This window comes from Bacillus sp. FJAT-44742, from assembly GCF_002797315.1.
Lineage (GTDB): Bacteria > Bacillota > Bacilli > Bacillales > Marinococcaceae > Thalassorhabdus > Thalassorhabdus alkalitolerans.
On the sequence record NZ_KZ454936.1, the window covers coordinates 1,283,470 to 1,308,705 of the forward strand.

The 25,236-nt window shown below is 37.9% G+C and carries 20 protein-coding genes; 11 read left to right on the forward strand and 9 right to left on the reverse strand.

The genetic code is table 11. The annotated features are described in order from the left end of the window. Positions 1-117 precede the first annotated feature (117 nt). Entirely contained in the window at positions 118-318 is a 201-nt protein-coding gene (locus CEF17_RS06440) for an aspartyl-phosphate phosphatase Spo0E family protein (protein WP_100398799.1), read from the reverse strand. A gap of 144 nt (positions 319-462) precedes the next feature. After that, positions 463-741 (reverse strand): GerAB/ArcD/ProY family transporter, encoded by a 279-nt coding sequence (locus tag CEF17_RS06445; RefSeq protein ID WP_100398800.1) that lies wholly within the window; start codon positions 739-741, stop codon positions 463-465. A gap of 723 nt (positions 742-1,464) precedes the next feature. Here CEF17_RS06445 and CEF17_RS06450 point away from each other — a divergent pair. Beyond that, on the forward strand, positions 1,465-1,557 hold the full coding sequence (locus CEF17_RS06450; protein ID WP_100398801.1) for a YjcZ family sporulation protein: 93 nt from the start codon (positions 1,465-1,467) through the stop codon (positions 1,555-1,557). 903 nt (positions 1,558-2,460) lie between these two features. Here CEF17_RS06450 and CEF17_RS21010 read toward each other — a convergent pair. Continuing rightward, positions 2,461-2,571: a ketopantoate reductase C-terminal domain-containing protein gene (locus tag CEF17_RS21010; RefSeq protein ID WP_442857432.1), complete on the reverse strand. Its 111-nt coding sequence runs from the start codon at positions 2,569-2,571 to the stop codon at positions 2,461-2,463. A 564-nt stretch (positions 2,572-3,135) separates the two neighbouring features. Then, complete coding sequence (locus CEF17_RS06455; RefSeq protein ID WP_100398802.1) at positions 3,136-4,026, reverse strand: selenium metabolism-associated LysR family transcriptional regulator; 891 nt, start codon at positions 4,024-4,026, stop codon at positions 3,136-3,138. 302 nt (positions 4,027-4,328) lie between these two features. On the opposite strand from CEF17_RS06455, the gene selA reads away from it, so the two are divergent. Beyond that, complete coding sequence (gene selA, locus CEF17_RS06460) at positions 4,329-5,732, forward strand: L-seryl-tRNA(Sec) selenium transferase (RefSeq protein ID WP_100398803.1); 1,404 nt, start codon at positions 4,329-4,331, stop codon at positions 5,730-5,732. 232 nt (positions 5,733-5,964) lie between these two features. Here the strand turns inward: selA and CEF17_RS06465 are convergent, their stop codons facing one another. The 3 genes from CEF17_RS06465 to citZ all read right to left on the reverse strand — a co-directional run bounded on the left by CEF17_RS06465 (position 5,965) and on the right by citZ (position 9,108). Next, complete coding sequence (locus CEF17_RS06465) at positions 5,965-6,975, reverse strand: sodium-dependent bicarbonate transport family permease (protein WP_100398804.1); 1,011 nt, start codon at positions 6,973-6,975, stop codon at positions 5,965-5,967. A 221-nt stretch (positions 6,976-7,196) separates the two neighbouring features. After that, positions 7,197-7,577: a Na-translocating system protein MpsC family protein gene (locus tag CEF17_RS06470; RefSeq protein WP_100398805.1), complete on the reverse strand. Its 381-nt coding sequence runs from the start codon at positions 7,575-7,577 to the stop codon at positions 7,197-7,199. A gap of 415 nt (positions 7,578-7,992) precedes the next feature. Further along, on the reverse strand, positions 7,993-9,108 hold the full coding sequence (citZ, locus tag CEF17_RS06475; protein WP_100398806.1) for a citrate synthase: 1,116 nt from the start codon (positions 9,106-9,108) through the stop codon (positions 7,993-7,995). A gap of 176 nt (positions 9,109-9,284) precedes the next feature. Between citZ and CEF17_RS06480 the strand changes: the two genes are divergently transcribed. The 8 genes from CEF17_RS06480 to CEF17_RS06515 all read left to right on the forward strand — a co-directional run bounded on the left by CEF17_RS06480 (position 9,285) and on the right by CEF17_RS06515 (position 19,091). Next, the gene (locus CEF17_RS06480; RefSeq protein ID WP_100398807.1) at positions 9,285-11,423 is read left to right on the forward strand and encodes a sensor histidine kinase; all 2,139 of its coding nucleotides are present in this window, start codon (positions 9,285-9,287) and stop codon (positions 11,421-11,423) included. Beyond that, positions 11,401-12,765 carry a sigma-54-dependent transcriptional regulator gene (locus CEF17_RS06485; RefSeq protein WP_100398808.1) on the forward strand — a complete coding sequence of 455 codons (1,365 nt, stop codon included), beginning with the start codon at positions 11,401-11,403 and terminating at the stop codon, positions 12,763-12,765. The genes CEF17_RS06480 and CEF17_RS06485 overlap by 23 nt, the downstream gene beginning before the upstream one ends. A gap of 150 nt (positions 12,766-12,915) precedes the next feature. Next, positions 12,916-13,863, forward strand: coding sequence for an ABC transporter substrate-binding protein (locus tag CEF17_RS06490; RefSeq protein ID WP_100398809.1), 948 nt, complete (start codon positions 12,916-12,918; stop codon positions 13,861-13,863). A gap of 21 nt (positions 13,864-13,884) precedes the next feature. Then, entirely contained in the window at positions 13,885-14,868 is a 984-nt protein-coding gene (locus tag CEF17_RS06495) for an MmgE/PrpD family protein (protein WP_198508904.1), read from the forward strand. Between the two features lie 444 nt (positions 14,869-15,312). Then, positions 15,313-16,440: an acyl-CoA dehydrogenase family protein gene (locus tag CEF17_RS06500; RefSeq protein ID WP_100398811.1), complete on the forward strand. Its 1,128-nt coding sequence runs from the start codon at positions 15,313-15,315 to the stop codon at positions 16,438-16,440. 21 nt (positions 16,441-16,461) lie between these two features. Beyond that, on the forward strand, positions 16,462-17,283 hold the full coding sequence (locus CEF17_RS06505) for a phosphate/phosphite/phosphonate ABC transporter substrate-binding protein (protein WP_100398812.1): 822 nt from the start codon (positions 16,462-16,464) through the stop codon (positions 17,281-17,283). Between the two features lie 142 nt (positions 17,284-17,425). After that, positions 17,426-18,607 (forward strand): cobalamin-independent methionine synthase II family protein, encoded by a 1,182-nt coding sequence (locus tag CEF17_RS06510; RefSeq protein WP_100398813.1) that lies wholly within the window; start codon positions 17,426-17,428, stop codon positions 18,605-18,607. Beyond that, entirely contained in the window at positions 18,600-19,091 is a 492-nt protein-coding gene (locus tag CEF17_RS06515) for an OsmC family protein (protein ID WP_100398814.1), read from the forward strand. Before CEF17_RS06510 ends, CEF17_RS06515 begins: the two co-directional genes overlap by 8 nt. 212 nt (positions 19,092-19,303) lie before the next feature. On the opposite strand, the gene pyc is transcribed toward CEF17_RS06515, so the two are convergent. Next, positions 19,304-22,753, reverse strand: a complete 3,450-nt coding sequence (pyc, locus tag CEF17_RS06520; RefSeq protein ID WP_100398815.1) for a pyruvate carboxylase — start codon at positions 22,751-22,753, stop codon at positions 19,304-19,306. 144 nt (positions 22,754-22,897) lie between these two features. Here pyc and CEF17_RS06525 point away from each other — a divergent pair, with 144 nt between their 5' ends. Beyond that, positions 22,898-23,560, forward strand: coding sequence for a TetR/AcrR family transcriptional regulator (locus tag CEF17_RS06525; protein ID WP_100398816.1), 663 nt, complete (start codon positions 22,898-22,900; stop codon positions 23,558-23,560). Positions 23,561-23,574: 14 nt separating this feature from the next. Here the strand turns inward: CEF17_RS06525 and CEF17_RS06530 are convergent, their stop codons facing one another. Beyond that, positions 23,575-25,128, reverse strand: coding sequence for a glycine betaine uptake BCCT transporter (locus CEF17_RS06530; protein WP_100398817.1), 1,554 nt, complete (start codon positions 25,126-25,128; stop codon positions 23,575-23,577). Positions 25,129-25,236 lie beyond the last annotated feature (108 nt).

Consider the following 25,236-nt stretch of genomic DNA (forward strand, 5'->3'; position numbering starts at 1 on the left):
AATCCCTTTTCTACACTAATGTCCGTGTGCCATTTTTTGTTTCCATTCACTGAGGAAGGGGGGTTACCAGATCCTATATTTGTGTATGGTTTTAATCAACAAAAAGCTTATTCTTTGTTAAACATCATGCGCTTTGTATCTCACAGATATGTTGAGGCCTTGCTGAAAATATTGATATTCATTAAGGAGGACATCTAACTCTTGGCTCGCCACGATAGTTCTACCGTCAGTCACACCATATTGAGTGGCAGTTTTGTACATTTCTTTTCTTTTACTTTGTATTTTGTATAGTAAATCTTTGTTGTCATTATCCTTCATGGCACGTGTCCTCCCTTAGGTTTTTACAAGAAATCAAAAGCACGTCTTTTACATTACCAGAAAGTAGTGGAGAAAGTATGTTGAATCTTGTTTTAATACCCAAGTTTTTAACGCGATTTTTTGCAAAGATGAAAGTAGTTATTCCTACGCTGATATACAATGGGTTATTTTTACTTCTTTATGTTGTAAAAAACCAAGTAATATAAATAAGGGAATAAAGGAATTTAAAGCAAATAAAGGAACAAAGACACTTTCAAAAACAGGAAACACACCTGCTGCCAACATCGGAAACATTTTTTTGATCTCAGCGTTACCAATATTTATAACAATGACACCACTTATTGTTAAGATAATGGTGGGCACGAATAAGATATTTAAAAATACGATTCCTTTTGAGGCGGCATAAGTACTTATAATCAACATAACGTTTCAGATTGCTCTCCTTGACCTAGTGAAACAGTGTCGGGCCCCTTTGGTATTTGTTGGTTACAGTCAGATTTCATACGTTGTCTTTTCTGAATCATATATTTTTGCATTTTTTCCTTTCATTTTGCATCTCATTTTTTATCTCTTGTAATTTTTGAGCCACGGCTTACTTTATCATTGCGTGCATTTCTTCTCAAAATTATCTCCTTTAATAATATTTTAATCATGAACCTGAAGCAAAGTATTCAGAGGAGGAGGAAGATTTTTAACCTGCTTCTACTAACAGGTTCTTTAAGCAAGTAAAAAACATAACGGATGAAAGAACCGTTCATGTAGCCAGGAACTAAACGTTTTACTAAATAAATATCAGGGATTAAAAGGAAAATCTGACGTTCAAGAAGTTCGGCAACAAAACCAGCAATCACAGCAGCAAAACCAACGAAATCAACAAAACCAGCAATTAGAGTGACAACTTAAGATGAAAAGATTGTTTGTTAATCACTCATCATTTTGCTCCTGGTGATTACCTCGCTGAAATTATACATAAATTCGACAAATAATCCTGGACTTGTGCGTCTTTTGTATAGAAAGGCGCTTTTTTCCTTCCTATAACAAATTACAGAAAATACATACTCGCCTTCCTTATCTGCACAATCAAACCCACGTGTGGTTGAGTATTCTAAAAGTATATCTTGCGAAAGGCAGGAAGGAGGGATATAGATGTCCTATGGATGCGATAGTGGTTTTGCTTTAATCGTGGTGCTCTTCATCCTTTTAGTCATTATTGGAGCAACTGTTGTTAGAAGATATTAATAAAAAGATTGGTTTTGTGATATTAGATCTGGGAATGCTTATCCGTGCAGACATTTCCTCTTTTTATAACTAAGGCTTAGGTCTCTACCTTTGCCTTTTTATCGTTCGATTTATCCTTTAAACTTTGGTTACTTTCGGTTGTAGATAGCTTGCCGAACTACTGGAACCACCAAAGGTTTCAGTCACGTTACACAGGGATCATATTGTTTACTATCTTTCCAGGATTGCCGAGCTTCTTGCTGTCGCAGTAGGGAAACTGGAATATAAAAAACGATTGGAATTTAAATAAGCCCCTCTTGTCTTAATTAAATTACTTATTCTGTAATAGAGCTTTAATAGGGGTGGGTAGAATCTTGAGAACAACAATGAAGGACTTACTTTGAATTTCGTTTTATCTGCACAAACAAAAAGGTCATTAGTTAACTACACCATCAGAATCAACAAAATAATCAACAGAACCAACAGCAAAATGGAAGATAAGGTTTTACGAACACCGTAAAAAATGTATACTGATGTCGTGTTTAACGCCGCACAAAACACTCTTCAAGCAACTGAAGATATTGCAATGAATATGGGCGAAATCCGGGTGGTGTAATACTTTTCCATTAGCTACCAAGGCATGTTAACGTTACATAAAATCATCTTATGTGTTAGGAGTAAAGAGACCAGTAATAGCCTATATAAAACTTTGAAAAAATTAAATTCTAAGGACTGTATTTAAACAAGGAGAACCATTATTACGGGGAATTCTGTTAATCAAATGGTGGATCTGCTCCAGTTCTTTTGTGCTATTATTCCGCTTTATTAATACATGTGTTGGCTCATGGAAAACACCTCCGAAGATTGTTATCGAAGGTGTTTTATTCTTAGGAGTTTACCGTGAGGTTCCTCTTTCGTATGGTTTTAGAATCCATATATTGTGTCAATGACAGGGAGAGTCACTTTATGTTTGGCAGCAATTCGAAGGGCGCCCCCATGTAAATGTTCAACTTCCAAAGGAAAACCTTTCCTCATACCTGGTGCATCGAAGAGACAGCCTCTTTTGGAAAAGTCTTTAACTTACGTATCATGGGCAGGACTTCATTTTTTCGTTAAAGATATTCCTTCCATATCAGCAAGGGACTTCAATTCGTAGACCATCTTTTTTGCAACAGAAAAAAGAAGGTTTTGTACTAGCAATATACACAGCAGGGAGTAGCATCGCGGAGGTAATGCCTGAAAAGGAAGCAATAAAAATATATTTTTTTACATGTGTTTGAGAATGTTTGCTTTCCTCTATATAATTTGTTTTTCATAAACCTTAGCAACATTAATCAACTTTATTTCTGCCATTTTTATATCCCTTATTTTTTATATAATTATCTACCGATTTTCAACGAAAACGATTACAAATTAAAGAGGTACAATACATAAATCGTTCCCAAAGTCTTTAGTATGAGTATCTGTGGGATGTCACGGATTTAGTTCTTTTCATAACGAAACATCTCAATTTTGTTATTTTTCAAAAGTGTATTGGTACTATGATGAGGACCAATATAGAGTAGGTAGGGAAAGTACAGAAATTACCACATCCTAAAACTAAGAATAAAAGCCATTTCCTTCTTTTATTTCTTTTTCTATTAAATCAATCATCATCCTAACCACAAAATTATTCTGTTTATGGGAAGGATAGACGCAATAAAATTCCCGATTGATAGGCAATTCTAGAAGAATTTTTATCCTCTTGTGATTATACGCGTTTCGAGCAGCTAGATGGGACACAATGGAGTACCCTAGCCCTGATTCGACCATGGTGATAACACTTTCAGTGCTGTGGACAGTCGTTAAGCAATGTAGCTCATTAACCGAACCACCCCACTCAGCCAATCCTTGTTGAACGGCCTTCCAAGTACCTGACTGTTCACTTCTAAAAATAAATGGAAGATCCCTTATATCTTCGAAATCTTTAATTTCTTCGCTATCGTTTGGCCCAATTAAAGTTAGCTTATCTTGCGTGATAACCTTGTGATGTAATTCTTTATCTGCAGTCTTACAACCAATTATGCCTATATCTAATTTATCATTTTGAATAAAATCAAGTATTTTTTCAGAATCATCAACGGTGAGTGAGATTTCTACATGCGGGTTTTGGGTAATAAACGTTTTCAATAAAGGCGGAACAATGTATGTACTAGGGATCGTGCTAGCTCCAACACGAACAAACCCTGTTAAGTGATTTTGGAATGCCTGACATTCTTCCTTTAATAGTTTCCATTCACGTAAAAGGTGCCTCCCTTTTTTATAAACAATTCGCCCGGCCTCTGTAGGTTCAAGGGAGGTTCGATGTAAGAGAGTAGATCCCAAGTCTTTCTCCAACGTTTTTAATTGTTTAGTGACTCCTGGTTGACTAATATTCAATAGGTCAGCAACAACTGAAAAACTTTTATGATCTATAAGAAGCAAAAAGGTTTCAACTCTCTTTAAATTCATTTTGATTGTCCTTTCTGTATTCTGGCTTAATGGCAAAAAATGTTGTAATCATGATTACTTATAGTTAAAGTAAATATAACTAACTGTCTAAAAAAAGTAAACAATTAGATTTTAAATATAACCAAGTTTCTATCCTTGTAGTAAAAGTTAGTAATAGTACTAGGAGTGAGATCGCTTACTGTAATAGTAAAAAAGGTTGGATAATTTAAATATTATAACCATATTGTAATCATGGTTATGTGATGATACTGTTTATTTACTACGATAAAACTAGATGAACATGACAAGGAGGAGGGGGTTTCATGGAAAAACTTTTTAGAGGTTTACCAGCTGTTCATAAACTTAAATCTGATAAAAGGTTTTTGACTCTAGCAAACGAAAAGGAGATCCCATACACTAAACTAACTGAATGGATACAAGAAGAAATTGAGGTAATAAGGGATGGGATACGTAATAATGAATATGACTACGAGGAAAATCCCCGTTTTGTAGATGAAATTTTCCTGAAGGTGGAAAGAAAGGCGGTTGATTTTCACTGTTACCGATTAAAACGAGTGATCAATGCTACCGGTACCATATTGCATACAAATCTTGGAAGGGCAAAATTGAGTGAAGAAGCTATTGAACAAGTGATCCAAACCGCTACAAATTACTCTAATTTAGAATACAATATTGAAGAGGGAAAGCGTGGATCTAGGCATGATATTATTGAATCTATTTTAAAAGAAATTACCGGAGCAGAAGGGGCCATGGTAGTTAATAATAACGCCGCAGCCGTGTATCTTATTTTAAGAGCATTAGCAAAAGGAAAAGAAGTGATTGTTTCTCGAGGAGAATTAGTAGAAATAGGAGGATCTTTTAGAGTCTCTTCAATTATGGAAGAGAGTGAAGCGAAACTAAAAGAGGTAGGGACGACGAATAAAACGCATTTATCTGACTATGAATGTGCTATCAATGAAGATACCTCGCTTTTAATGAAAGTTCATACAAGTAACTTTAAAACCATTGGCTTTACCAAGTCCGTAAAGGCAACAGAGTTAACAGATCTAGCGTCTCAATACAAAAACGTAATGGTCTATGAAGATTTGGGAAGTGGGGCGTTACATGATTTTCGCAATTATGGAATTGGTGACGAACCGACTGTTGATGAGGTGGTAAAGTCAGGAGTAGACATCGTGTCTTTTAGCGGTGATAAATTGCTAGGAGGCCCACAAGCTGGAATTATAGTGGGAAAAAAGGAGTTGATCAATAAGTTAAAAAAACATCAGCTTGCACGAGTATTACGAGTAGATAAAATGACCTTGGCAGCATTAGAAGCTACAATAAAAGCATATCTCAAAGGAAACGCTAGTCAAATACCAGCTATTGGAGATATACTTACGCCCCTCACAAATGTAAAAGATAAAGCAGAGATATTTATGACGCACATCAATACAATGGAAAGTAAAAGGTGGCAAGGGGAAGTAAGAGAGGAGACTGCCCAAATTGGAGGAGGAACAATGCCCGGGGTGGAGATTCCTACTTGTGTTGTCACTTTAACTCATTCAAGATTCAGTTCTCAACAGATATTTGATCTTTTGCGTGAAGGGGAGCCTACGATTATTGCACGTCTTAAAAATGAGAAAGTTCTCATTGATTTTCGCACAGTAGCAATGGAGGAAATTCCGTTAATATTAAACAAAATAAAAAAAGTAAAAGAAGGTTAATGGGCGGTCTCATCTGTTCCTAAAATAAAATCTCCAACAGTGATGATACCGATGAAAATTTTTCATAATCTAATATTTTTAGGCGATGTCTCTTTTGGGGCTATGTTTTGCCGTCGTCACTTTCCATATGCTGTGGGCGTAGGACGCCCATCCGAGTGCGGTTTCAATAGGTGGAATAGAAAAAATCCGGCTCCTCAAAGGAGCCGGACCGGACTGCTGTACGAAAGTTTTTTTAGTAAAACCACTGAGAAATAGCGTACATTAGCGGTATGCCGACAATTAAATTAAACGGGAAGGTTATTCCGAGAGCCAGCCCTAAATAAATAGATGGGTTAGCCTTCGGCACAGACGCCCGAAGAGCAGCCGGTGCTGCGATATAGGAAGCAGAAGCGGCTAACACTCCCATCAGGGTTGCTCCTCCTTGAGACAGGCCAACAACGTATCCTGTAACAATACCTAGCACACCGTATACTACAGGAATAACAACTCCCAGTGAGATAAGCTTAATGCCGTGTTCTTTGATGACACTTAATCGCTTTCCGGCAATGAGTCCCATGTTAAGCAAGAAAAGAATCAAGACGCTGTAATACATATCCATAAATAACGGTTGAACAACCGGGATGGCATCCTCCCCTGTTACGAGGCCGACAAGAAGGCTCCCTAACAGAAGCAAAACACTTTTCCCAAAGAAGCTTTCCCGCAAAATGCTTTTATCAATGAGAGGAATTGGCGACTGAGCTACAATTCCAACACCTTGTACAGGCATTTCCTGCTGTTTCTTTTTACTCTGAGCCATCCCAAATAGGATAAGGGCGACTAATATCGCGGGAATTTCCATGACAACAACCATAGCGCTCATAAAGCTTTCGTAGCTGACACCAAAATCTCCTAAGAAAGCAATCGCCGCACCGTAGGTGACAATACTGACAGAGCCGTAGGTGGCTGCCAGACCAATCGCATTATGAAGATCCATTTTAAAGAAAACTTTTAGAATCATAAGGGTTAACACAGGAGTTAAAATCCCTAGAAAAAGAGTTCCGGCAAGCGGGGTGATGACTGTTTGAAAGGAGTAATTAGAAAGCTCAATTCCTCCCTTAATCCCAATGGCAATTAATAGATAAATACTTAGTGCTTCACTTAACCCGCTGGGAAACGAAAGATCAGACTTGAATAAGGAAGCCACAATGCCCAGGATAAAAAATAAGATAATTGGCGAAAGCAGGTTTTGTAAGATAATTTCCATCGGTTTCTTCACCCTTTCCATGTATTGCATTTTTTAAATTCGTAAATTTTTTAGCAGCATTGTTTATATTCAAAGTGTCTTGAGCAGTGCCGGTGCAGATGAAGGCAATAAAAAAACCGACACCATGTAAAAAGGATGTATGGGTGGCTGCCCACTTCCTTTTTAGATGAATGTCGGTTTATCATTCACTCGCATTCTCTGCGTTTAAATGATCTCCCATTTTATGAAGGGATCTTCGCTTGAAGATCTGAATGTAGCATAAAAATAATGACACGCTCCCCTTGAGGAATGCTGATGTCAGTATGAAAGCTTTTCACGTTTTCACCCGTTATATCATAGATAATTTGTTTCAGTTGAGCGTTGCCGGTTTCAATCAAGTCAGCTCTGATCTTCTTAATCGAAAGCATGCCCTGTCTGTCTTTGGCAAGCTCTTGTTCCGCAGGCGTTAAAATCCCGTTAACAACTACGATAATCATATGTCGTACAATATCTGTTTTTACTTTTACTGATCCCCGTCCTAAGTAGTCTTTTTCCCACTGGGTAAAAGCCTTACTAATTTCGGATTCCAGCATCCCTTTTTTACGAAGCTGCTGAGAAGTCATTGCTTCCTCCACTCGTGTAATATAGCTTAGATAACAAATTTTCAGCATGCCATAAATACCTTTATAACAGACTGCTCATTTGCCCCTTAGCAGTAATGGAGCCATTAACACCAGAGGATAAACAAATTATATAATTAATTATATTTATCTGTCTGTATCTGTCAACTTAAATTTTATATCATTTATTAAATATGGGCTGTTCCAAAAGGCTTCTTTCAACTGAAATACACTTCGCTTTCACCTATGGGCAAAACAGGTACAGTCTCCATTCACGCTTCACTTCCTTTACTTTCACGGTGCCTCCTATGCCACAGTCAATGTTTCAGCTTCCTCGTGAGCAAGCCCCCCCAGTGCGGACTTTTCGGGCTGAAGTCTGCACGGGTATTTTTTGAAACAACCTCTTTCTATAATTTATTTATCTTTTCTCAACGGGGAGGTAGGTTTGATTTACCTTTCCAATATACTCAGCACGAGGACGAATTAAACGATTATTCTCATACTGTTCTAGAATATGTGCAATCCAGCCAGAAGTTCGGCTCACTGCAAAGATAGGAGTAAACAGGTCATGTTTGATTTCTAAGCTGTGATAAACCGAGGCTGAATAGAAGTCAACATTAGGTGGAAGCCCCTTTTCCTTTGTCACTATATTTTCAATCTCGACTGACATATCATACCATTTACTTTCGCCGGTAAGTAGTGCCAATTGTTTAGACATTTCTTTGAGATGCTTGGCTCGCGGGTCCCCGTCTTTATACACTCTATGGCCAAACCCCATGATTTTTTGTTTCTTGCTCAAGGCATTCCGAATAAATGGCTCTACGTTTTCAACCTGGTCAATTTCCATTAACATTTCCATAACTGCCGTGTTAGCACCGCCATGTAAAGGACCTTTTAAGGCACCAATCGCTGCAGTAATACCTGAATACAAGTCCGATAAAGTTGCAACGCAAACTCGTGAGGTAAAAGTAGAGGCATTTAACTCGTGATCTGCATGAAGCACGAGCGCTTTGTTTAAAGCTTCTACTGCTGTTTCATTAGGTTCGTTACCGGTTAACATGTAAAGAAAATTAGCGGCGTAAGAAAAGTCTTCACGAGGGGGAAGGGGTTGCTTTCCCTCTCTCAAACGAGCAAAAGCAGCTACTATGGAGGGGATTTTTGCCTGTATTCTGATAGCCTTTCTATAATTGGCTTCTTTGTTTAAGTCATCCGCTTCCTCGTCAAACAGGGATAAGTGGGAAACCCAGGTACGAAGAGAAGCCATAGGGTGTACGTCTTTAAGAGGAGAAGCTTTCAGATGCTCTATAAACATGTCTGGTAGCTGACTATTGCTGAGGAGTTGGTCTTGCAATTCATCAAGCTCTGTTTGATTAGGAAGTTTCCCATGCCATAAGAGATAAATCACTTCTTCAAAACTAGCTTGTACAGCTAGATCATCAATGTTATATCCTTGATAGGTTAAGTGATCCTCAATAATGGAACTTACACGTGATGTGGTAGCAACAATTCCTTCTAGACCCTTTGTTTTTAACACATAACCCGCTCCTTTTTCTTGAATGGTAACTTCTTGTAATCATGATTATATCATAATTTTGATTATTTTACATAGAAAGAAATAATATTTTTTCTATTTAGAAAAAAACTACTATTTACTATAATTAAAAGAAAAACAGTCACTCTACGTTTCTGTTTGAAAGGGAAAAAAAGGTCATGAAATATTTTCGTTCCAAATTAACAAAAAAATATCTCTTGCTTTCGCTACTTGGAAGTATTGTTTCTTTAACGATCATTTTTGTTATCGCAACCTTTGTCTTAAACCATTCCATTCGGGAGCAAATAGATGAACGGAATGAGTTAATGGCCAAAACCCTCTCTAGTCATACGGATCTTGTTATTCAACAAATAGTAAGTGAAATAAACAGCGTTTCGCCCTATGTTATGGACCAAGAGGGGGAGGTTGTAGGTGTATATGAGGAATTGACCGAATTAGTTTTACAAAATGCGTTTTTCTCCTATCTGAATATTTTTAATGAAGAGGGAGAAAGGGTTCTTTCGGTCCCTGACCATCTTGATTTTCCAGATAATAAGTTGGAGGAGATCAGGCAGCGACTTCGCTGGAGCAAGACCCATCACATTTCAAATTTAGTTACACTGGAAGATGGGACACCAACCATTGCAATAACCGTACCTATACTGAGTGAAGAGGGAGAATTCAGAGGTGGAATTAGTGCTCTGGTGGATTTGGAAAGTTTGTCGACTGCTTTGAGTCAAGTACAAGTAGGCCAGGAAGGAATGAACGCCTTAATTGATCGTAATGGTCGAGTGATTGCCCATCAAAATGAAAGTTTAATCGGAGAACCGTTACACATGCATCCCATACATGACCTTCTAAGTAAAAGGCGTATTGGACACTGGGAGGGGATCATATTTTCCCAAAAGATGCTGTTAGCCTATCGTCCCGTTCTAACAAGCGAATTTGGGTTAATCGTTGGGGAAACAGAGAAACAGGCTCTTGTTCCAGTGGTCAGTGTACAAAAGGTACTAATTGAAGGGTTTTTAATTGTATCTTTTCTGACAGTCCTATTTACTATTTTCGGAACGACTAGTGTTGTTAAACCAATTACCAATCTTATTAATCAAGCAAAAGAATATAAAGACGGAAAAAGAAGTAACTTTGCTCTCGTAAGTACGAATGATGAGCTGCAAGATTTATCTGTGACGATGCACAGCATGGCAAAAGAGCTGACAAATAAAGGGAGAAGACTGGCTAGTATTCTAGAATCGATTCCTTATGCAGTGATAACATTGGATCAGACTGGGAAAATATTAACATTTAATAATGGGGCTGAACAGTTAACGGGCTATAGCAAAAAAGAGGCAGTAGGGAAACTAATATTTAACGTTCCCCTTAAAAGTACTACCGGTGAAGGAAATGTTTCCTGGGGAAAGTTTTTAGATGGAAGGGAGTTTCACGAGGTTGAAGCTTCTTTGGTAGATACGAAGAATAGAGAGTTTGAGGTAAGCATCTATTCTTCCAGATTTAGAGATCAAATCAAAAATAAAGTTGCTACGCTGTTAATAATTAGGGATGTGAGTGAAGTAAAAAAATTAGAAAACTACGTAAAGCAAAATGAACGGTTAGCGTCTTTAGGACAACTAACCTCCGGCATTGCCCACGAAATTAAAAACCCGTTAAGTATTATTCAAGCAGCCTCTGAAGCCATACAATATGAAACAATGGACGGGGAAGTAGATAAAAGCTTTATAAAAGAATTAAGCAATGACATTGTGGAAACGACAGAACGAATGAATTTGCTATTAACCGACTTCCTGAAGATGGCAAAGGATGAGCACGACGTTAGTACTGAGAAAGTTAATGTTGTTTTGATATTGGATGAACTTTTATTGTTATTAAGGAAAAAATTTGACGACCATCAAATCACAGTAAAGTCTGAATACCAGAAGTTTGATTCGGCTTATGTTCTATCGCATAGGAGCAAATTAGGACAAGTCTTTTTAAATATCATTTTAAATAGTATACAAGCAATGGAATCAGGCGGGGAATTGTCAATGAACATCAAAGAGGGGGCTTCCAATTGGGAGGTAGAGTTTAGAGATACAGGGCATGGAATTCCTCCTTCAAAGATAAACTGGATATTTAACCCTTTTTTTTCAACCAAAAAAGAAGGGACTGGGTTGGGACTATCGATTGCCTATGAGATTATAACCCAGCAGGGTGGTGAAATAAGGGCCAAAAGTGAAGAAGGAAAAGGAACATCGATTTTTATTGTGTTGCCGAAATGTCCGGAGGAAGGGGAGAATCTTGGTGAGGTCGATATTACTAGTTGACGACGAACATAAATTACTAAAAATATTTCAGTTATCTTTAAAAAAACGTGGATACACTGTATTTACTGCAGCGAATGGACAAGAAGCTCGAAAGAAAATAAAAGATTTAGAAGTTGATATTATTTTTCTTGATCTTAAACTTCCAGATTGTAACGGAGTAGATTTATTAAGGGAATTTACTTCCCTTTATCCGAAAAAAATATATATATTAATGACAGCTTACGGAAATATAGAAAACGCAGTGACAGCAATGAAAGCAGGGGCGTTTGACTATATCATTAAACCTGCGAAAATTGAGCAGATATCCATAGTCATTGAAAAAGCGATTGAATGGTTGAGAGTAAAAGAAGAAAACAATGTATTAAAAGAAAAATTAAAACAAACGTCCATGGTAGAAGAAATATTTGGAGCAAGCTCCGTAATGAAGAAAATCTTTCAATTAGTAGAACGAGTGTCAACGACTGATGCTAATGTCTTAATTCAGGGGGAAAGTGGGACAGGAAAGAGCTTAATTGCAAAGTCGATTCATCATTTAAGTTATCGGAGTAAAGCACCATTTATCCCAGTCAATTGTGCTTCAATCCCTGAACAGTTGTTAGAAACGGAATTGTTTGGCCATAAAAAAGGAGCGTTTACCGGGGCTCAAAGTAATAGAAAAGGTAAATTTGAAGCTGCAAATGGGGGCACCATTTTTTTAGACGAAATAGGAGAAGTTTCTCCAGCGTTCCAAGCGAAACTGCTTCAAGTGACACAAGATAAAACATATATTCCAGTTGGCAGTGATGAAGTGAATCAGGTCGATGTTAGGATTATTGCAGCTACGAACCGCAATCTAAAGACAATGGTAGAAGAGGGGGCATTCCGTGAGGATCTTTATTATCGCTTAAATATAGTTGATATATATATCCCTACCTTGCGAGAAAGAAAAGACGATATCCCATTGTTACTTGAAAAGTTTTTAGAGGGATTTAGAAAAAAGGACAAACGGAATTATGATATTGATAGAGATGCTTTACACGTTTTAAAAAACTATAATTGGCCAGGAAATGTTAGAGAGTTAGAAAATGCAGTAGAAAGAGCTGTTGTTATGTGCCAGGATACCACCTTATTCATTGATGATTTTCCGATGGAAATTCGAGACTTCAAAGAAAATGATGACTTGAGTGAAACAAATCTTGAAAATAATAAACCACTTCCTGAGAAGTTGGAATCGATTGAAAAACAATTAATCCTTAAGGCGTTAGATGAAGCCACAGGTCAACCTGCAGCAGCAGCAAAGATGTTGGGAATTTCTCGTCAAAATTTATTATATAAGATGAACAAATATTTCCAAAAAGAGTAGGGGGAATCAAGGTTTAATGATTGTCCCTTTTTTGTAAAAAATTTTTTACGGAAATGAGAGATTTTTTTACAAATATCTACGTGCTACCAGAAAAGAAAGGGCTTTCAAGTTGGCACGGGATTTGCATTTTATAATAGGGGAGAAGGCAGCATGAAAAACAAAGGATGGAAGTATAGCGAGAAAAGAAAACTGCTTTTATGTCTTTTATTTCTACTTTTACTGTTTGGGTGTGTGAATAACCAATCATCACATCAAGTAAATGAACAACCAGAAAGCAAAGGAAAGTTAACCATTGGTGCAAAGAGTTTCACAGAACAATCCCTTCTTTTAACAATTACCTCTGTGTATTTAAGAGAAAATGGATATGAAGTCGAAACCGTTAGTGACATGTTAAGTCATGATCTTCGCACTGCGTTGCTAGACGGTCATATTGATTTTTACTGGGAATATACAGGCGCTGCTCTTATGCTTTATCTAAATGAAGAAGGCGAAAATGATCCAGAGAAAGCCTATAAAAGAGTAAAAGCTTTAGAAAAAGAAAATGATATTTATTGGCTTGAAAAGTCAGAATTTAATAACACTTACGCTATTCTTGTTAGAGAGAATTTTTCCCAACAACACGGAATCACAACCATTTCAGAATTAGCTCATTACATCGAGAATACGGATGACTTCACTTTTGCCTCTGAAACAGAGTTTCACCAAAGATATGACGGGCTTAAAGGATTGGAGGATACCTATAATTTCCGTTTACCCTCTGAACAAGTCATGAGGTTGGATTCTCACCTTACGTACAAAGCTCTGGAAGATCAACGCGTAGATGCGATTGTTGGGTTTGTCACAGATGGCAGTATGCAGAATTTAGATTTTGTTGCGTTGGAGGATGACCAGTCATTTTTTCCAGCGTATAATGTAGCTCCGGCTGTAAGAAAAGAGGTACTTGAACAATTTAACGACTTGCCTAATCTTTTAAACGACATTGCTGAACGTTTAGATACGGAAACAATAAGGTCTCTTAATTATGAAGTCGATATCTTACATGCAAATACCCTTGAGGTTAGTAGGGAATGGTTAGAGGAACAACAGTTAATTGATTGATTGAACAAGGAGGGCTTTATGATGGATAGAATGACGACTTATATTTTGGAAGAACAATATAAAGAAACTCAACTGGTGGTTCAAGAAACCCTAAAAAAAGCCATTGTAGATAGCGTTGGAAGTATCATAGCGGGCTCTCAAACAAAGGAAGCTGAACATGCAAAAGACGGTGCTTTTGAACTTTGGAAAAAAGGTGAATCCACAGTTTATCTATCATCAGAAAAATTAAATTCCGTTGGGGCAGCATTTATGAACGCCACCATGGCTCGTTCATCAAGAGTCGATGATAGTCATTCTTTAATCACTGGTCCTCTCGGTTCCATTATTTTTCCAGCCATTTTAGCTGCCTCAGAAGAAAGAAAGGTAAGCGGTGAAACCTTTTTATCTGCTCTACTGGTAGGCTACGAGGTAGGGATACGATCGGAGATGATCGGGAACCACTCTTCTACTCCTTTAAACCAGCATTGTTCTTGGGCTGCTATGGGTGCTGCAGCAGGGGTCAGTCGAATCATTGGTTTACCTGAAAATAAAATAGAGTATGCGTTAGGGTCTACTGAACATTATATTACCTATTCTCCGTTAATGGATTCTATTGACTGTTCTGTTGATCAATGTGATGTAGCTGCTTGGGGCAGTATGGCTGGAGCGAATTCACCTCGTCTTACCGAAAAGGGAATAGAACGTAAGGGAGATCGTTTCTCACCTGTTAATCTAAGTTTTAGTCCGGAAGTACAAGACATAGGAGAAGAGTATTTAATTAAGGATCTCTGGTATAAACTAAATCTTTGTCCTAAGGATGCGCTGCAGCCCATTGGATTTGTAAAACCCTTTCGAGAGGTGACAGATTATGAAGTCAAACAGAAATTTCTCTCCCTCACAGAGCCTGTTATAGGAAGGGAAAATAGTATTCACATCCTTAATTCCATCGATAGTCTAGAGGATGTAGCTGATATGAGGAACTTTACTTCGGTTATTAGTAATGTGTTCTTAATGAAAGTAGTATAAAGAAAGGTAACAATTACGTGGAATAGGAAAAGGGTAGAAGAGGGATCTCCCATGGAGATAGTATCTTCTACCGTTTTGCATATGAGGTTTATTCAATGTAGGTTGTAGCAGTATGTTTAAAAGTCAAGTGGTTTAAATAAATTTATTTTTATTGAGAGCTTAATTCCATATAAGTAATGTTATGTAACGTAGTAGAAGGATACTGCGCAGCAAATGAAGTCATTGTAGTCGAGTATGCGCAAGAAAGTAATTAAAATAGTTCAACGGGAACTTGGTAGAGAAAACAAATCGGTAAGTACAGCTTGTAATAGTATTCTGATTTTTGAGCATATTTGATAAGTGTGATGTTTTATTATCATTAAAAGTCATGTTGACTTTAGAAACTTTATCATAATAGATTCATAGATTCTTAAAATAACATTCCATAAACAAGGGGGAGAAATTATGAACAATGTTTATCAAGATGGCAAGGATTTTGCAAAGTCTTACATACTGCCATACACAGAATTGACGGATCAGGAGCTGAGATTTCCTGAAGAATCATTTAAGGCACTAGGGGAAAAAGGCTTTTTAAAACTGCTTGTGCCTGAAGAATACGGTGGTTATGGCAAAGGACTTGTGGAACATACTCAGGCTTGTCTAGCCTTTGCAGAGACGTGTGCTACCACTGCTCTTTGCTATATGATGCATAATGTTGCCTTGATGTGTGTTCTAACGCATGGCAGTGATGACCTTAAGAAAAAAATTTTTACAGACATCGTAGAAAAAGGGGAATTTTTAGCTTTAGCCTACAGCGAAATCGGGACAGGAACACACTTTTATAAACCAGAAGTTACAGCTGAGGTTAATGGTGATTACACAACGTTTAACGGTACAAAGAGCATGGTCACTTCAGCAACGTATGCTTCCTATTATCTGGTTCTTGCGCCTTCTGTAGAAGAAGGAAAAATAAACAACTGGGTCATCCCTCTGAAGGAAAAAGGCTTAACTTTTGAAAATTCAAATTGGAATGGTCTTGGAATGAGGGGGAACTCGTCATGTCCCATGCATATTAATGATGTGACTTTGCACTCCTTTTATCGCATTGGAGCAGAAGGTTCTGGTGAAGAGCAAGTATTTAACGTTGTTGCACCGTTCTTCATCACAGGACTAGGAGCGGTAAATAGTGGTACTGCTATGCATATGGTTGATATCGTAAGCCCTTATGCTGCGGATCGTAAATATCCTGATGGAAGTTCGCTTTCAAATATTGAAACGGTACAAGTGCATATTGGTCATATCTATAAGCAGGCATTTGCTGCAAAAGCTATGACCTTGGATGCTGCAAATGCGGGTGCCAACGGAGAAGAAGATGCGCTAGCAAAGATACTGGCAGCCAGAGTCTTCGCATCTGAAGCTTCAATCGACTGTGGAAGGCTTGCCATGAGAGTGGGAGGAGGGAAAGCTTACAATAAGGCATTGCCGATTGAAAGACTTTTGAGAGATGCATATGCTGGACAAGTTATGGCTCCAAGCAATGACGTTCTGACTGTTTGGCTTGGCAAATCATTAACAGGTCAGATGATTCCATAAAAACGATAGGGAGGAATTTCATTGAATAACGATAAAATAAAAGTAGGAGCTGTTATTTATGATCCGAGGGTTACAGTAATCTGGGGGATCATAGCTGATTTTTTCAATGAGGAAGGAATTGAAGTAGAATGTGTCTTCTATAAAGATTATGAAAGTCAAGTAGACGGATTGTTGAATAAGGAAATAGATATTGCCTGGAATTCACCTCTAGCATGGTTGGACACATATTTGAGAACCGATGGGAAATGCCAGATGGGGTCAATGAGAGATACGGATAGAGACAGAAAGACCTGCTTTATTGTCAAAAAAGATAGCGGTATCACAAATCTTATGGAGGTAAAGGGCAAGACGATTGGTTTTGGAGCAATAGACTCACCTCAAGCAAGACTGATCCCAATCAACCATTTACATAAAAAATATGGGCTTGACTATGGTAAAGATTACACGGAGAAATTGTTTAATATTGGGATTGGTCTTCATGGAGACCACGTTGGGGGAGAATTAGATGCTATCAAAGCCTTGTCGGCAGGTGCAGTAGATGTATCTGTCGTATTGGATTTAAACTGGGAAGCATGGAAGAAGGATGGCACGATTGATGAAAACCAATTGGTTTGTATTGATACGACGGAAGTATTTGATCACTGTATTTTCGTTGCACATCCTGATTTTTCAACGGAAAGATTTATAGAATGGGAAAAAGTGCTTAATACAATGGATTACAATAACGAAGACCATAAGAAGATGATGGATATGGAAGGGTTGAAGGAATGGGTTGAAGGGAGAATCACAGGATATCAGCAATTACGTGAAGCGAATGATTATCTGAAGTTCCTTCACAAGTAATTTTTAACAAATCAAATCTAACGGCTCGGTCAAAATCAATCGTTTTATTTACCTAGTTTATAAAACTCCCATGAAAAAGAGAAGGAGGGGGTAACCGTTTCTTCTCTTTACCTATGTACATCCATTTTAGGAGATGAGAAAAATGAAAAGACCATTTCCATTATTTCCTACTTCATTAATGGGAAGCATGCCTAGATCAAAAGAGGTTTTAAGCGCACTAAGAAAGATGAGAAGAGGAACGATTGAACGAAATGACTTTAACAAGCTAATTGAGATGGAAACCAAAAAGGTGATTAATCTACAAGATGGTCTTGGGATTGATATCATCACAAGTGGAGAAATTGGACGAGATAACTATGTGTCCTTTGTTTCCGATAAAATTAGTGGCGTAGAAATGATGAGCATGAGTGAAATGCTCGATTATATTGAAGATAAACAAGCTTTTGAAAATATATTGACCACACTTGATGTTCCAGCAATCAGTATTAAAAATGCCATTTGTGTCGGTAAGTTGAAACACAAAGGTGATATTGTCGCAGATGAGCTTAGGACTATGAAGAAATTTACTGATAAACCCGTAAAGATTACATTACCCGGTCCCTATCTCCTTACAAGATCAATGTGGCTTCCTAATCTCTCTGGTAAGTTTTACGGGAGCAAGGAGGAACTTGGGCAAGATGTTATAAAGGTTATGAAGGAAGAGATAGACAATCTGATCAATATCGGAGTTGATGTAATTCAATTTGATGAACCGGTATTGACCGAGGTGGTTTTTACAGATGGAAGGCCAAGGTCGTTTATGTGCGCTGCTCTTTCCGAAAAAAAGGATCCTAAAGAGGAGCTAGAATTCGCCAGTTCCTTGATTGGGCAGATAATGGAGTATATTGATAGAACAAAAACCGTTGCTTCTATTCATATCTGCAGAGGAAACTGGAGTAAGAATGAGAGCATATTATTGACAGGCCCCTATACGCCGCTGATAGAGTTATTTGCGAAGGTGAATCCTGATCTATTGACACTTGAATTCTCAACACCAAGGGCAGGAGAGTTGAACTCCTTATTAGCTGATCCAAAAATTCGTGAGAATCCAGTACTTGGCTTAGGTGTGATTAATCCACGTACAGATGAAATTGAGACAATGGACTCCATTTTATCAAGAGTGGAAGAAGCCATGACTTCTCTTCCAAAGGAAAAAATATGGCTGAATCCTGACTGCGGGTTTGCAACCTTTTCAAGTAGTCCAGTTAACATACTTGAAAATATCTCAGGTAAAATACGCTCACTAACAGAAGCCGCTTCAGTATTAAGGAGCAAATATGAGTAAACAGCCAAGAGATGAAATAAATACATTACAGGAGTCCAGAGTTTTTGATATGAGCTTTAGAGGAACGTCTAATGATCTCTCATCTGTGAAAATTTTTACAAATAATAATAGCTTTCAGATTCAAAAGGAAGTCAGTTTTGACTCAGAATACGAACAAATTAGTAGTCTCGAGTATTTTGGAGGATCTGTTTTAAGTAGCATTATATTGACCCTTTTAGAGCAGTCCAAAAAGGAGGGGTCCATTATTGAAGAAATTGAAGGAGTTTTGAATCTTTCACTGGAAAACCCTCTAACCTTATTAGGCGTAAGAGGTTATGAGGATGAACCGTGTATCAATAAAATAACGGTAACCGTTTATTTATATGTTGAACTTAAAGACAGTAATTTTTTTGATTTTTGTACCAAGGCGCTCAACCGTTCACCTGTTTATAATACCTTAAAGAGATCCATGGATCTAGAAGTTAACTTCAAGGAGCTTTTATGAGGAGCCAATTTCAATAGATCAAGAATGCTATCCATTATGCACGAGTCCGAGAATCTGTTTGGAATTCTCGGACTTCTTTATGTGTGTTAAATTCAAACTCCATTTCTTTTAAACATTTCAATATGGCCAAACTTTTACATTTGAAGGTTCTTATCTTTCCAAAACAAGGAGGCGCCTTATATAAGAGCGCCTCCTTGTTATGTTTTTGAAAACTATTTTTGTATTTCTAGAATTAAATCTCCTGTTTCAATGGTTTCCCCATCGGAGACATGAACATCTCTTACTAATCCATCAAAAGGAGATTGGACGGTGGTTTCCATTTTCATTGCTTCAGTAACAGCTAATTGATCTCCTTTTTTTACTTTGTTTCCTTTTGTCACTAAAACCTTAAGCACAGTACCTGGCATAGAAGCACCAATATGCTCCTCATTCTGTCGATCTGCTTTCGGTTTCACAGCAGATGATGTTTCAATATTGAAATCCTTTATTGTTACTTCACGTGATTTTCCATTTAGTTCAAAGTAAACAACACGAGTACCGTCAATACGAGGTTCCCCTATGGAAACAAGTTTTACAAACAGCGTTTTCCCTTGCTCGATCTCTACGTTAATTTCTTCACCAACATTCATCCCATAAAAGAAAGTAGGTGTGTCTAGAGTAGATAGGTCCCAATATTGCTCGCGCAATTTGGCATAATCCATAAAAACCTTTGGATAAAGAGCATAGGATAGAACCTCTAGATCGGTAACTTGTCGGTTTAGTTGTTGAAACAGCTGTTCCTTTATCCCTTGGAAGTCAATCGGTTCCAACAACTCCCCTGGGCGAACAGTAATCTCTTTCCGACCATTTAGGATGATTTGCTGGAGTTTTTTTGGAAATCCTTGATACGGTTGCCCGAGATAGCCTTGAAAAAATTCTACGACAGAGTCGGGAAAGGCCAATGAGTACCCTTTATCATAAATATCATCTTCTGTTAAATCGTTTTGGACCATGTACAAGGCCATATCGCCAATGACTTTAGAAGAAGGCGTTACTTTGACTACATCACCAAATAGATCGTTTACTTTCCGGTACATACGTTTTACGTCATCCCATCTTTCTTCCAGACCGACGGCTTTTGCTTGCTGTTGAAGGTTGCTGTACTGCCCACCAGGCATTTCATGCTCATAAATTTCAGGGTGGGGAGCATTCATACCGCTTTCAAAACCTGCATAATATTTTCGCGTATCTTCCCAGTAATGAGAAAGTTTGTTTAGGCTATCTATATTTATGTCAGGCTGTCGATTGTTGTGTTCTAACGCGTAGTATAAAGAGTTTGCACTCGGCTGTGACGTGAGACCAGCCATCGAACTTACTGCTGTATCGACGATATCTACTCCTGCTTCAATAGCTTTGATATACATTGCCAAGCCATTTCCACTAGTATCATGTGTATGCAAATGTATCGGAATATCGATTGTGTCTTTTAAGGTGGAAATAAGTTGATAGGCAGCTTCAGGTTTTAATAACCCAGCCATATCCTTGATTCCTAAAATGTGCGCCCCAGACTGTTCAAGTTCCCGTGCCATTTCTTTGTAATAGTTGATATCATACTTGGTACGTGTGGCATCCAAAATATCTCCGGTATAACAAATAGAAGCTTCAGCAATTTTCCCGCTATCCCGAACAGAATCTATAGCAAGTTTCATCCCTTCTATCCAATTTAAACTGTCAAAGATACGGAACACATCGATCCCAGTTTCTGCAGACTTTTTCACAAATTCTTTAATTAAATTGTCAGGGTAATTTTTATACCCTACAGCATTTGAGGCACGGAGAAGCATTTGGAACAGAACATTAGGAGACTTCTCGCGTAATTTGATCAATCTGTCCCACGGATCTTCATTTAAAAACCTCATCGTTACGTCAAATGTGGCTCCACCCCACATTTCAACAGAAAATAAGTTCGGTACCATACGGGAGGTGGGTTCAATGATCTGCATTAAATCTTTGGTTCGTACCCGTGTGGCAAGTAGGGATTGATGGCTGTCACGGAATGTAGTATCGGTCAATAATACGTTGTCTTGTTTTTTGACCCAATTGGCTACTCCTTCAGGACCCTCTTGATCTAGAATTTGCTTTGTACCAGGAGGGTGGGGCTCGTATGATTTTACTTTTGGTATTCTTTGTTTAGGAAAATTTGGTTTTGTTATTTCTTTTTTCAAGCCAGGGAATCCATTTAGCGTAGTGGATCCTATATAAGATAACATTTTCGTGCCCCTGTCCAATCGTTTCGGAAAGGTAAACAGTTCAGGGGTTGAATCAATAAAAGAAGTATTATATTCTCCTGATAAAAACTTGGAGTGGGTCACTACATTCTCTAAAAAGGGGATATTGGTTTTAATCCCTCTTATTCTGAACTCCTTTAGATTTCTTAACATTTTGTTAGCAGCTTGGTGAAAACTTGTGCCCCAAGTTGAAATTTTCACTAGTAAAGAATCATAATGTGGAGTGATGACCGAACCTTGGAAACCATTTCCTGCGTCAAGCCTTACGCCAAACCCTCCACTTGAACGGTAAACGGTGATCTTTCCGGTATCAGGCATAAAGTTATTGCTCGGATCCTCCGTGGTTACTCTCGATTGTATAGCAAACCCATTTGTATGAATGTTATCTTGATGGGGAATGTTTATATTGGTCCCAAAGAGAGATTCTCCTTCAGCAATTAATAGTTGGGATTGAACGATGTCAATGCCCGTGACCATTTCAGTAATTGTATGTTCCACCTGAATCCTTGGATTTACTTCGATAAAGAAAAATTCATTAGAGTTGGTGACTAGGAACTCAACTGTCCCGGCATTGAGATATCCAACGTTTTCAGCCAACCGAACAGCGGCTTGGCAGATCTCTTCTCTCAGAACAGGACTGATCGAAATACTAGGGGCAATTTCTACAACTTTTTGATGTCTACGCTGTACCGAACAATCTCTTTCATATAAGTGCACCGTGTTTCCATGGTGATCAGCCAGAATTTGGACTTCAATGTGTTTAGGGTCTTCTACAAACTTTTCTACATAGACTTCATCCTGGCCAAAGGCTGCTTTGGCTTCTGACTTGGCTCGGTTATACCCTTCTTCTAACGATTGTTCGCTTCTTATAATTCGCATACCTCGGCCCCCACCACCAAGTGAGGCTTTAATGATAATAGGATAACCATGTTGATCAGCAAACTCTTTTACCTCCGTGAAGCTTTTAGCAGGGCCGTCTGTTCCAGGAATGACTGGGATATTTGCTTTAATGGCTTCTTTCCTTGCAGAAATTTTGTCTCCAAACATTAAAAGATGTTCCACTTTCGGACCGATGAAACTAATGCCTTCCTCTTCACATCTTGAAGCAAAATGAGCATTCTCAGATAGAAATCCATAACCTGGGTGAATTGCATCAATCTTATTATTTTTTGCAATTTCAATGATTCCCTCAATATCTAAGTAGGCTTCAATTGGTTTTTTTCCTTCTCCGATAAGGTACGCTTCATCTGCTTTGTAGCGGTGATAAGCCCCAATATCTTCTTGAGAATATATGGCTACTGTTCGGATGTTTAACTCAGTACAAGCCCTAAAAATTCGAATCGCAATTTCTCCTCTATTGGCTACTAACAGTTTTTTAATTTTCTTGATTTCCATCAAACCACTCCCTTTAATAGTAATAAGCATTTTTTAAAAATAAAAAAAGAAAATCTGACCCATATAACTGAAAATTATGCTACACTAAACTTATCGTAATCATATTTTAATCATGATTAAAAAACGATTATTGAGGTGAAGATTATGAAAAAGGCAAAGAACAAAGAAATTCAGACCATTCGAATGATGGTGTATTTCATAGATGCCACGTCAGAAATTATTGAACAAGAAGGAATGGACAAAATCACCATTCGGAAAATCGCTGATTTAGCCGGCTTCAATAGCGCCACAATTTATAACTATTTTGAAGAATTGTCTCATTTAATCTTTTTTGCTTCGATGCGTTATATTAAAAAGTATGTTAATGCTTTACCTGAATACCTTGCTTCCTCTAACGATCCTCTGGAAGAGTACCTAAAAATGTGGGAGTGCTTTTCAAGATTTTCCTTTAGTGATCCACAAATTTATTACTCCGTGTTTTCTTCAAACTTAGGTTGCCCTGCTGAGAAGCTCTTAAAGGAATACTATGGAATGTTCCCAACAGACCTTGTTGAAGTTCCAGAGGAGTTAAGAGAAATGCTGTTAGAATCGAATCTTACGAAAAGAGATCGTATAGCATTGAATGCTTGTATTGAAAAAGGCTACATTAAAGCCGGAGATGCAAACCAAATTAGCGAGATGCATTATTTAATATGGCAAGGCATGCATACGATGTTTTTGAATAAAAGATGCGAATACACCGTTGAAGAAGCAACAGAAATAACTGTAAATCATATACGATCCTCTATGGAGAAACATAAGAGCTAATAGAGTGAAAAGTACTACATGACCTCTTTATGCTTATTCTCCTGAATATTTGATTCCTTGGGAGTGGGGTGGTTTTGTATCTTTCCATGTTCGAGTATCAATCCTTTCAAAAGAGAATAACACATCACTGACATAATGATAGTAAAGGGAAAAGCAGCTGCAATCGAAGCAGATTGTAAGGTCTCGAGGCTGCCACTTAAAAGTAAAACAATGGATACAAGAGATAATAAACATCCCCAGGTCAGTTTAAGCTTCCTAGTAGGGTTTAGGTTTCCATTTGAGCTGAAAACTGATAAAACAAACGTAGAGGAATCAGCAGATGTGACAAAAAAGCTCACGACCAGAATAACCGCAATGACACTTAAAGCCGTACTAAATGGGAAATACTGAAAGAATACAAACAAAGCTTCAGCTACGTCAGCTGTGGCTGCTTCAGCTAACGCTGTGTTTCCCATATTGTGTACCAGATGTAAACTCGTCCCTCCAAAAACGGAAAACCATACAAATGTGCCGACAGTAGGTATAAACAGGACTCCTAGGATAAATTCTTTTATCGTTCTACCTTTTGAAACTTTTGCTATAAAACTACCAACAAAAGGAGCCCATGCAATCCACCATGCCCAGTAGAATAGGGTCCATCCTGCAATCCAAGAATTGTCACCAAAAGGCCTAATACGTAAGCTCATATAAAGGACGTCATCTAAATAACTCCCCGAAGTGCTAGTAAATACTTTGAATATCTGAGAAGTAGGACCTAAAAACAGCAGAAGTAACATTAAGCCCAAGGCAAGTAAAATATTAAAATTAGAAAGGATTTTCATTCCTTTGTTGATTCCAATTACCGCCGAACCTGCAAAAAGTACTGTCACAGCAGCAATGATTATTATTTGTGTACTGACTACATTGGGAACATCAAATAAATAGCTTAACCCCCCAGCGATTTGCAGTGTTCCCAGGCCTAAGGACGTAGCAATCCCAAACACTGTGGCAAAGATGGCTAACACATCGATCCCTTTTCCAATTGGCCCATAAATACGATCTCCAATAAGTGGATAGAAGGTTGAACTGATAAGCCCAGGAAGATTCTTTCGATATTGAAAGAAGGCTAAACTTAGTCCAATAATGGTATAGATCGCCCATGGATGCAGTCCCCAATGAAAATACGTATATGTCATTGCCGTATTTGCAGCATCAGCCGTAGCGGCATCTCCAAATGGTGGAGTCATGTAATGAAATAAAGGCTCAGCCACCCCCCAAAATACCAATCCAATCCCCATGCCGGCACTAAATAACATCGCTATCCAAGACATTCTGCTGTATACAGGTCTGTCGGTGTCTTTTCCTAAGCGAATTTTTCCGTACCTGGAGAAAATCAACAAAATCGCCATAAATAGAAATACTAGAGTAGCGGTTAAATAAAACCACCCAAAATATTCAACAGTTGTGTCTAAAAAATAGTTCACCCACAATTCCAGCAACTCATTAAAAAAGGCGCCAAAGATGACAAACAGCAAAATGATAGTTAGGGAAATACTTAAGACTGTATTCTTCTGAATGAATTCCCTCACGTATGATCCTCCTTATAGTTTTAGTTTTTCCATTTGATAGGGGCTATCCCTCCTTTAAAAGGTTATTTTATTTGTTAAACACGATAGTAACATAATCATGATTAAAAA

Excerpts from the sequence above, each read along its gene's own strand:
- CEF17_RS06440 (WP_100398799.1), bottom strand. The coding sequence starts at position 318 with ATGAAGGATAATGACAACAAAGATTTACTATACAAAATACAAAGTAAA.
- CEF17_RS06445 (WP_100398800.1), bottom strand. The coding sequence starts at position 741 with ATGTTGATTATAAGTACTTATGCCGCCTCAAAAGGAATCGTATTTTTA.
- CEF17_RS06450 (WP_100398801.1), top strand. The coding sequence starts at position 1,465 with ATGTCCTATGGATGCGATAGTGGTTTTGCTTTAATCGTGGTGCTCTTC.
- CEF17_RS21010 (WP_442857432.1), bottom strand. The coding sequence starts at position 2,571 with ATGAGGAAAGGTTTTCCTTTGGAAGTTGAACATTTACATGGGGGCGCC.
- CEF17_RS06455 (WP_100398802.1), bottom strand. The coding sequence starts at position 4,026 with ATGAATTTAAAGAGAGTTGAAACCTTTTTGCTTCTTATAGATCATAAA.
- selA (WP_100398803.1), top strand. The coding sequence starts at position 4,329 with ATGGAAAAACTTTTTAGAGGTTTACCAGCTGTTCATAAACTTAAATCT.
- CEF17_RS06465 (WP_100398804.1), bottom strand. The coding sequence starts at position 6,975 with ATGGAAATTATCTTACAAAACCTGCTTTCGCCAATTATCTTATTTTTT.
- CEF17_RS06470 (WP_100398805.1), bottom strand. The coding sequence starts at position 7,577 with ATGACTTCTCAGCAGCTTCGTAAAAAAGGGATGCTGGAATCCGAAATT.
- CEF17_RS06480 (WP_100398807.1), top strand. The coding sequence starts at position 9,285 with ATGAAATATTTTCGTTCCAAATTAACAAAAAAATATCTCTTGCTTTCG.
- CEF17_RS06490 (WP_100398809.1), top strand. The coding sequence starts at position 12,916 with ATGAAAAACAAAGGATGGAAGTATAGCGAGAAAAGAAAACTGCTTTTA.
- CEF17_RS06495 (WP_198508904.1), top strand. The coding sequence starts at position 13,885 with ATGGATAGAATGACGACTTATATTTTGGAAGAACAATATAAAGAAACT.
- CEF17_RS06500 (WP_100398811.1), top strand. The coding sequence starts at position 15,313 with ATGAACAATGTTTATCAAGATGGCAAGGATTTTGCAAAGTCTTACATA.
- CEF17_RS06510 (WP_100398813.1), top strand. The coding sequence starts at position 17,426 with ATGAAAAGACCATTTCCATTATTTCCTACTTCATTAATGGGAAGCATG.
- CEF17_RS06515 (WP_100398814.1), top strand. The coding sequence starts at position 18,600 with ATGAGTAAACAGCCAAGAGATGAAATAAATACATTACAGGAGTCCAGA.
- pyc (WP_100398815.1), bottom strand. The coding sequence starts at position 22,753 with ATGGAAATCAAGAAAATTAAAAAACTGTTAGTAGCCAATAGAGGAGAA.
- CEF17_RS06525 (WP_100398816.1), top strand. The coding sequence starts at position 22,898 with ATGAAAAAGGCAAAGAACAAAGAAATTCAGACCATTCGAATGATGGTG.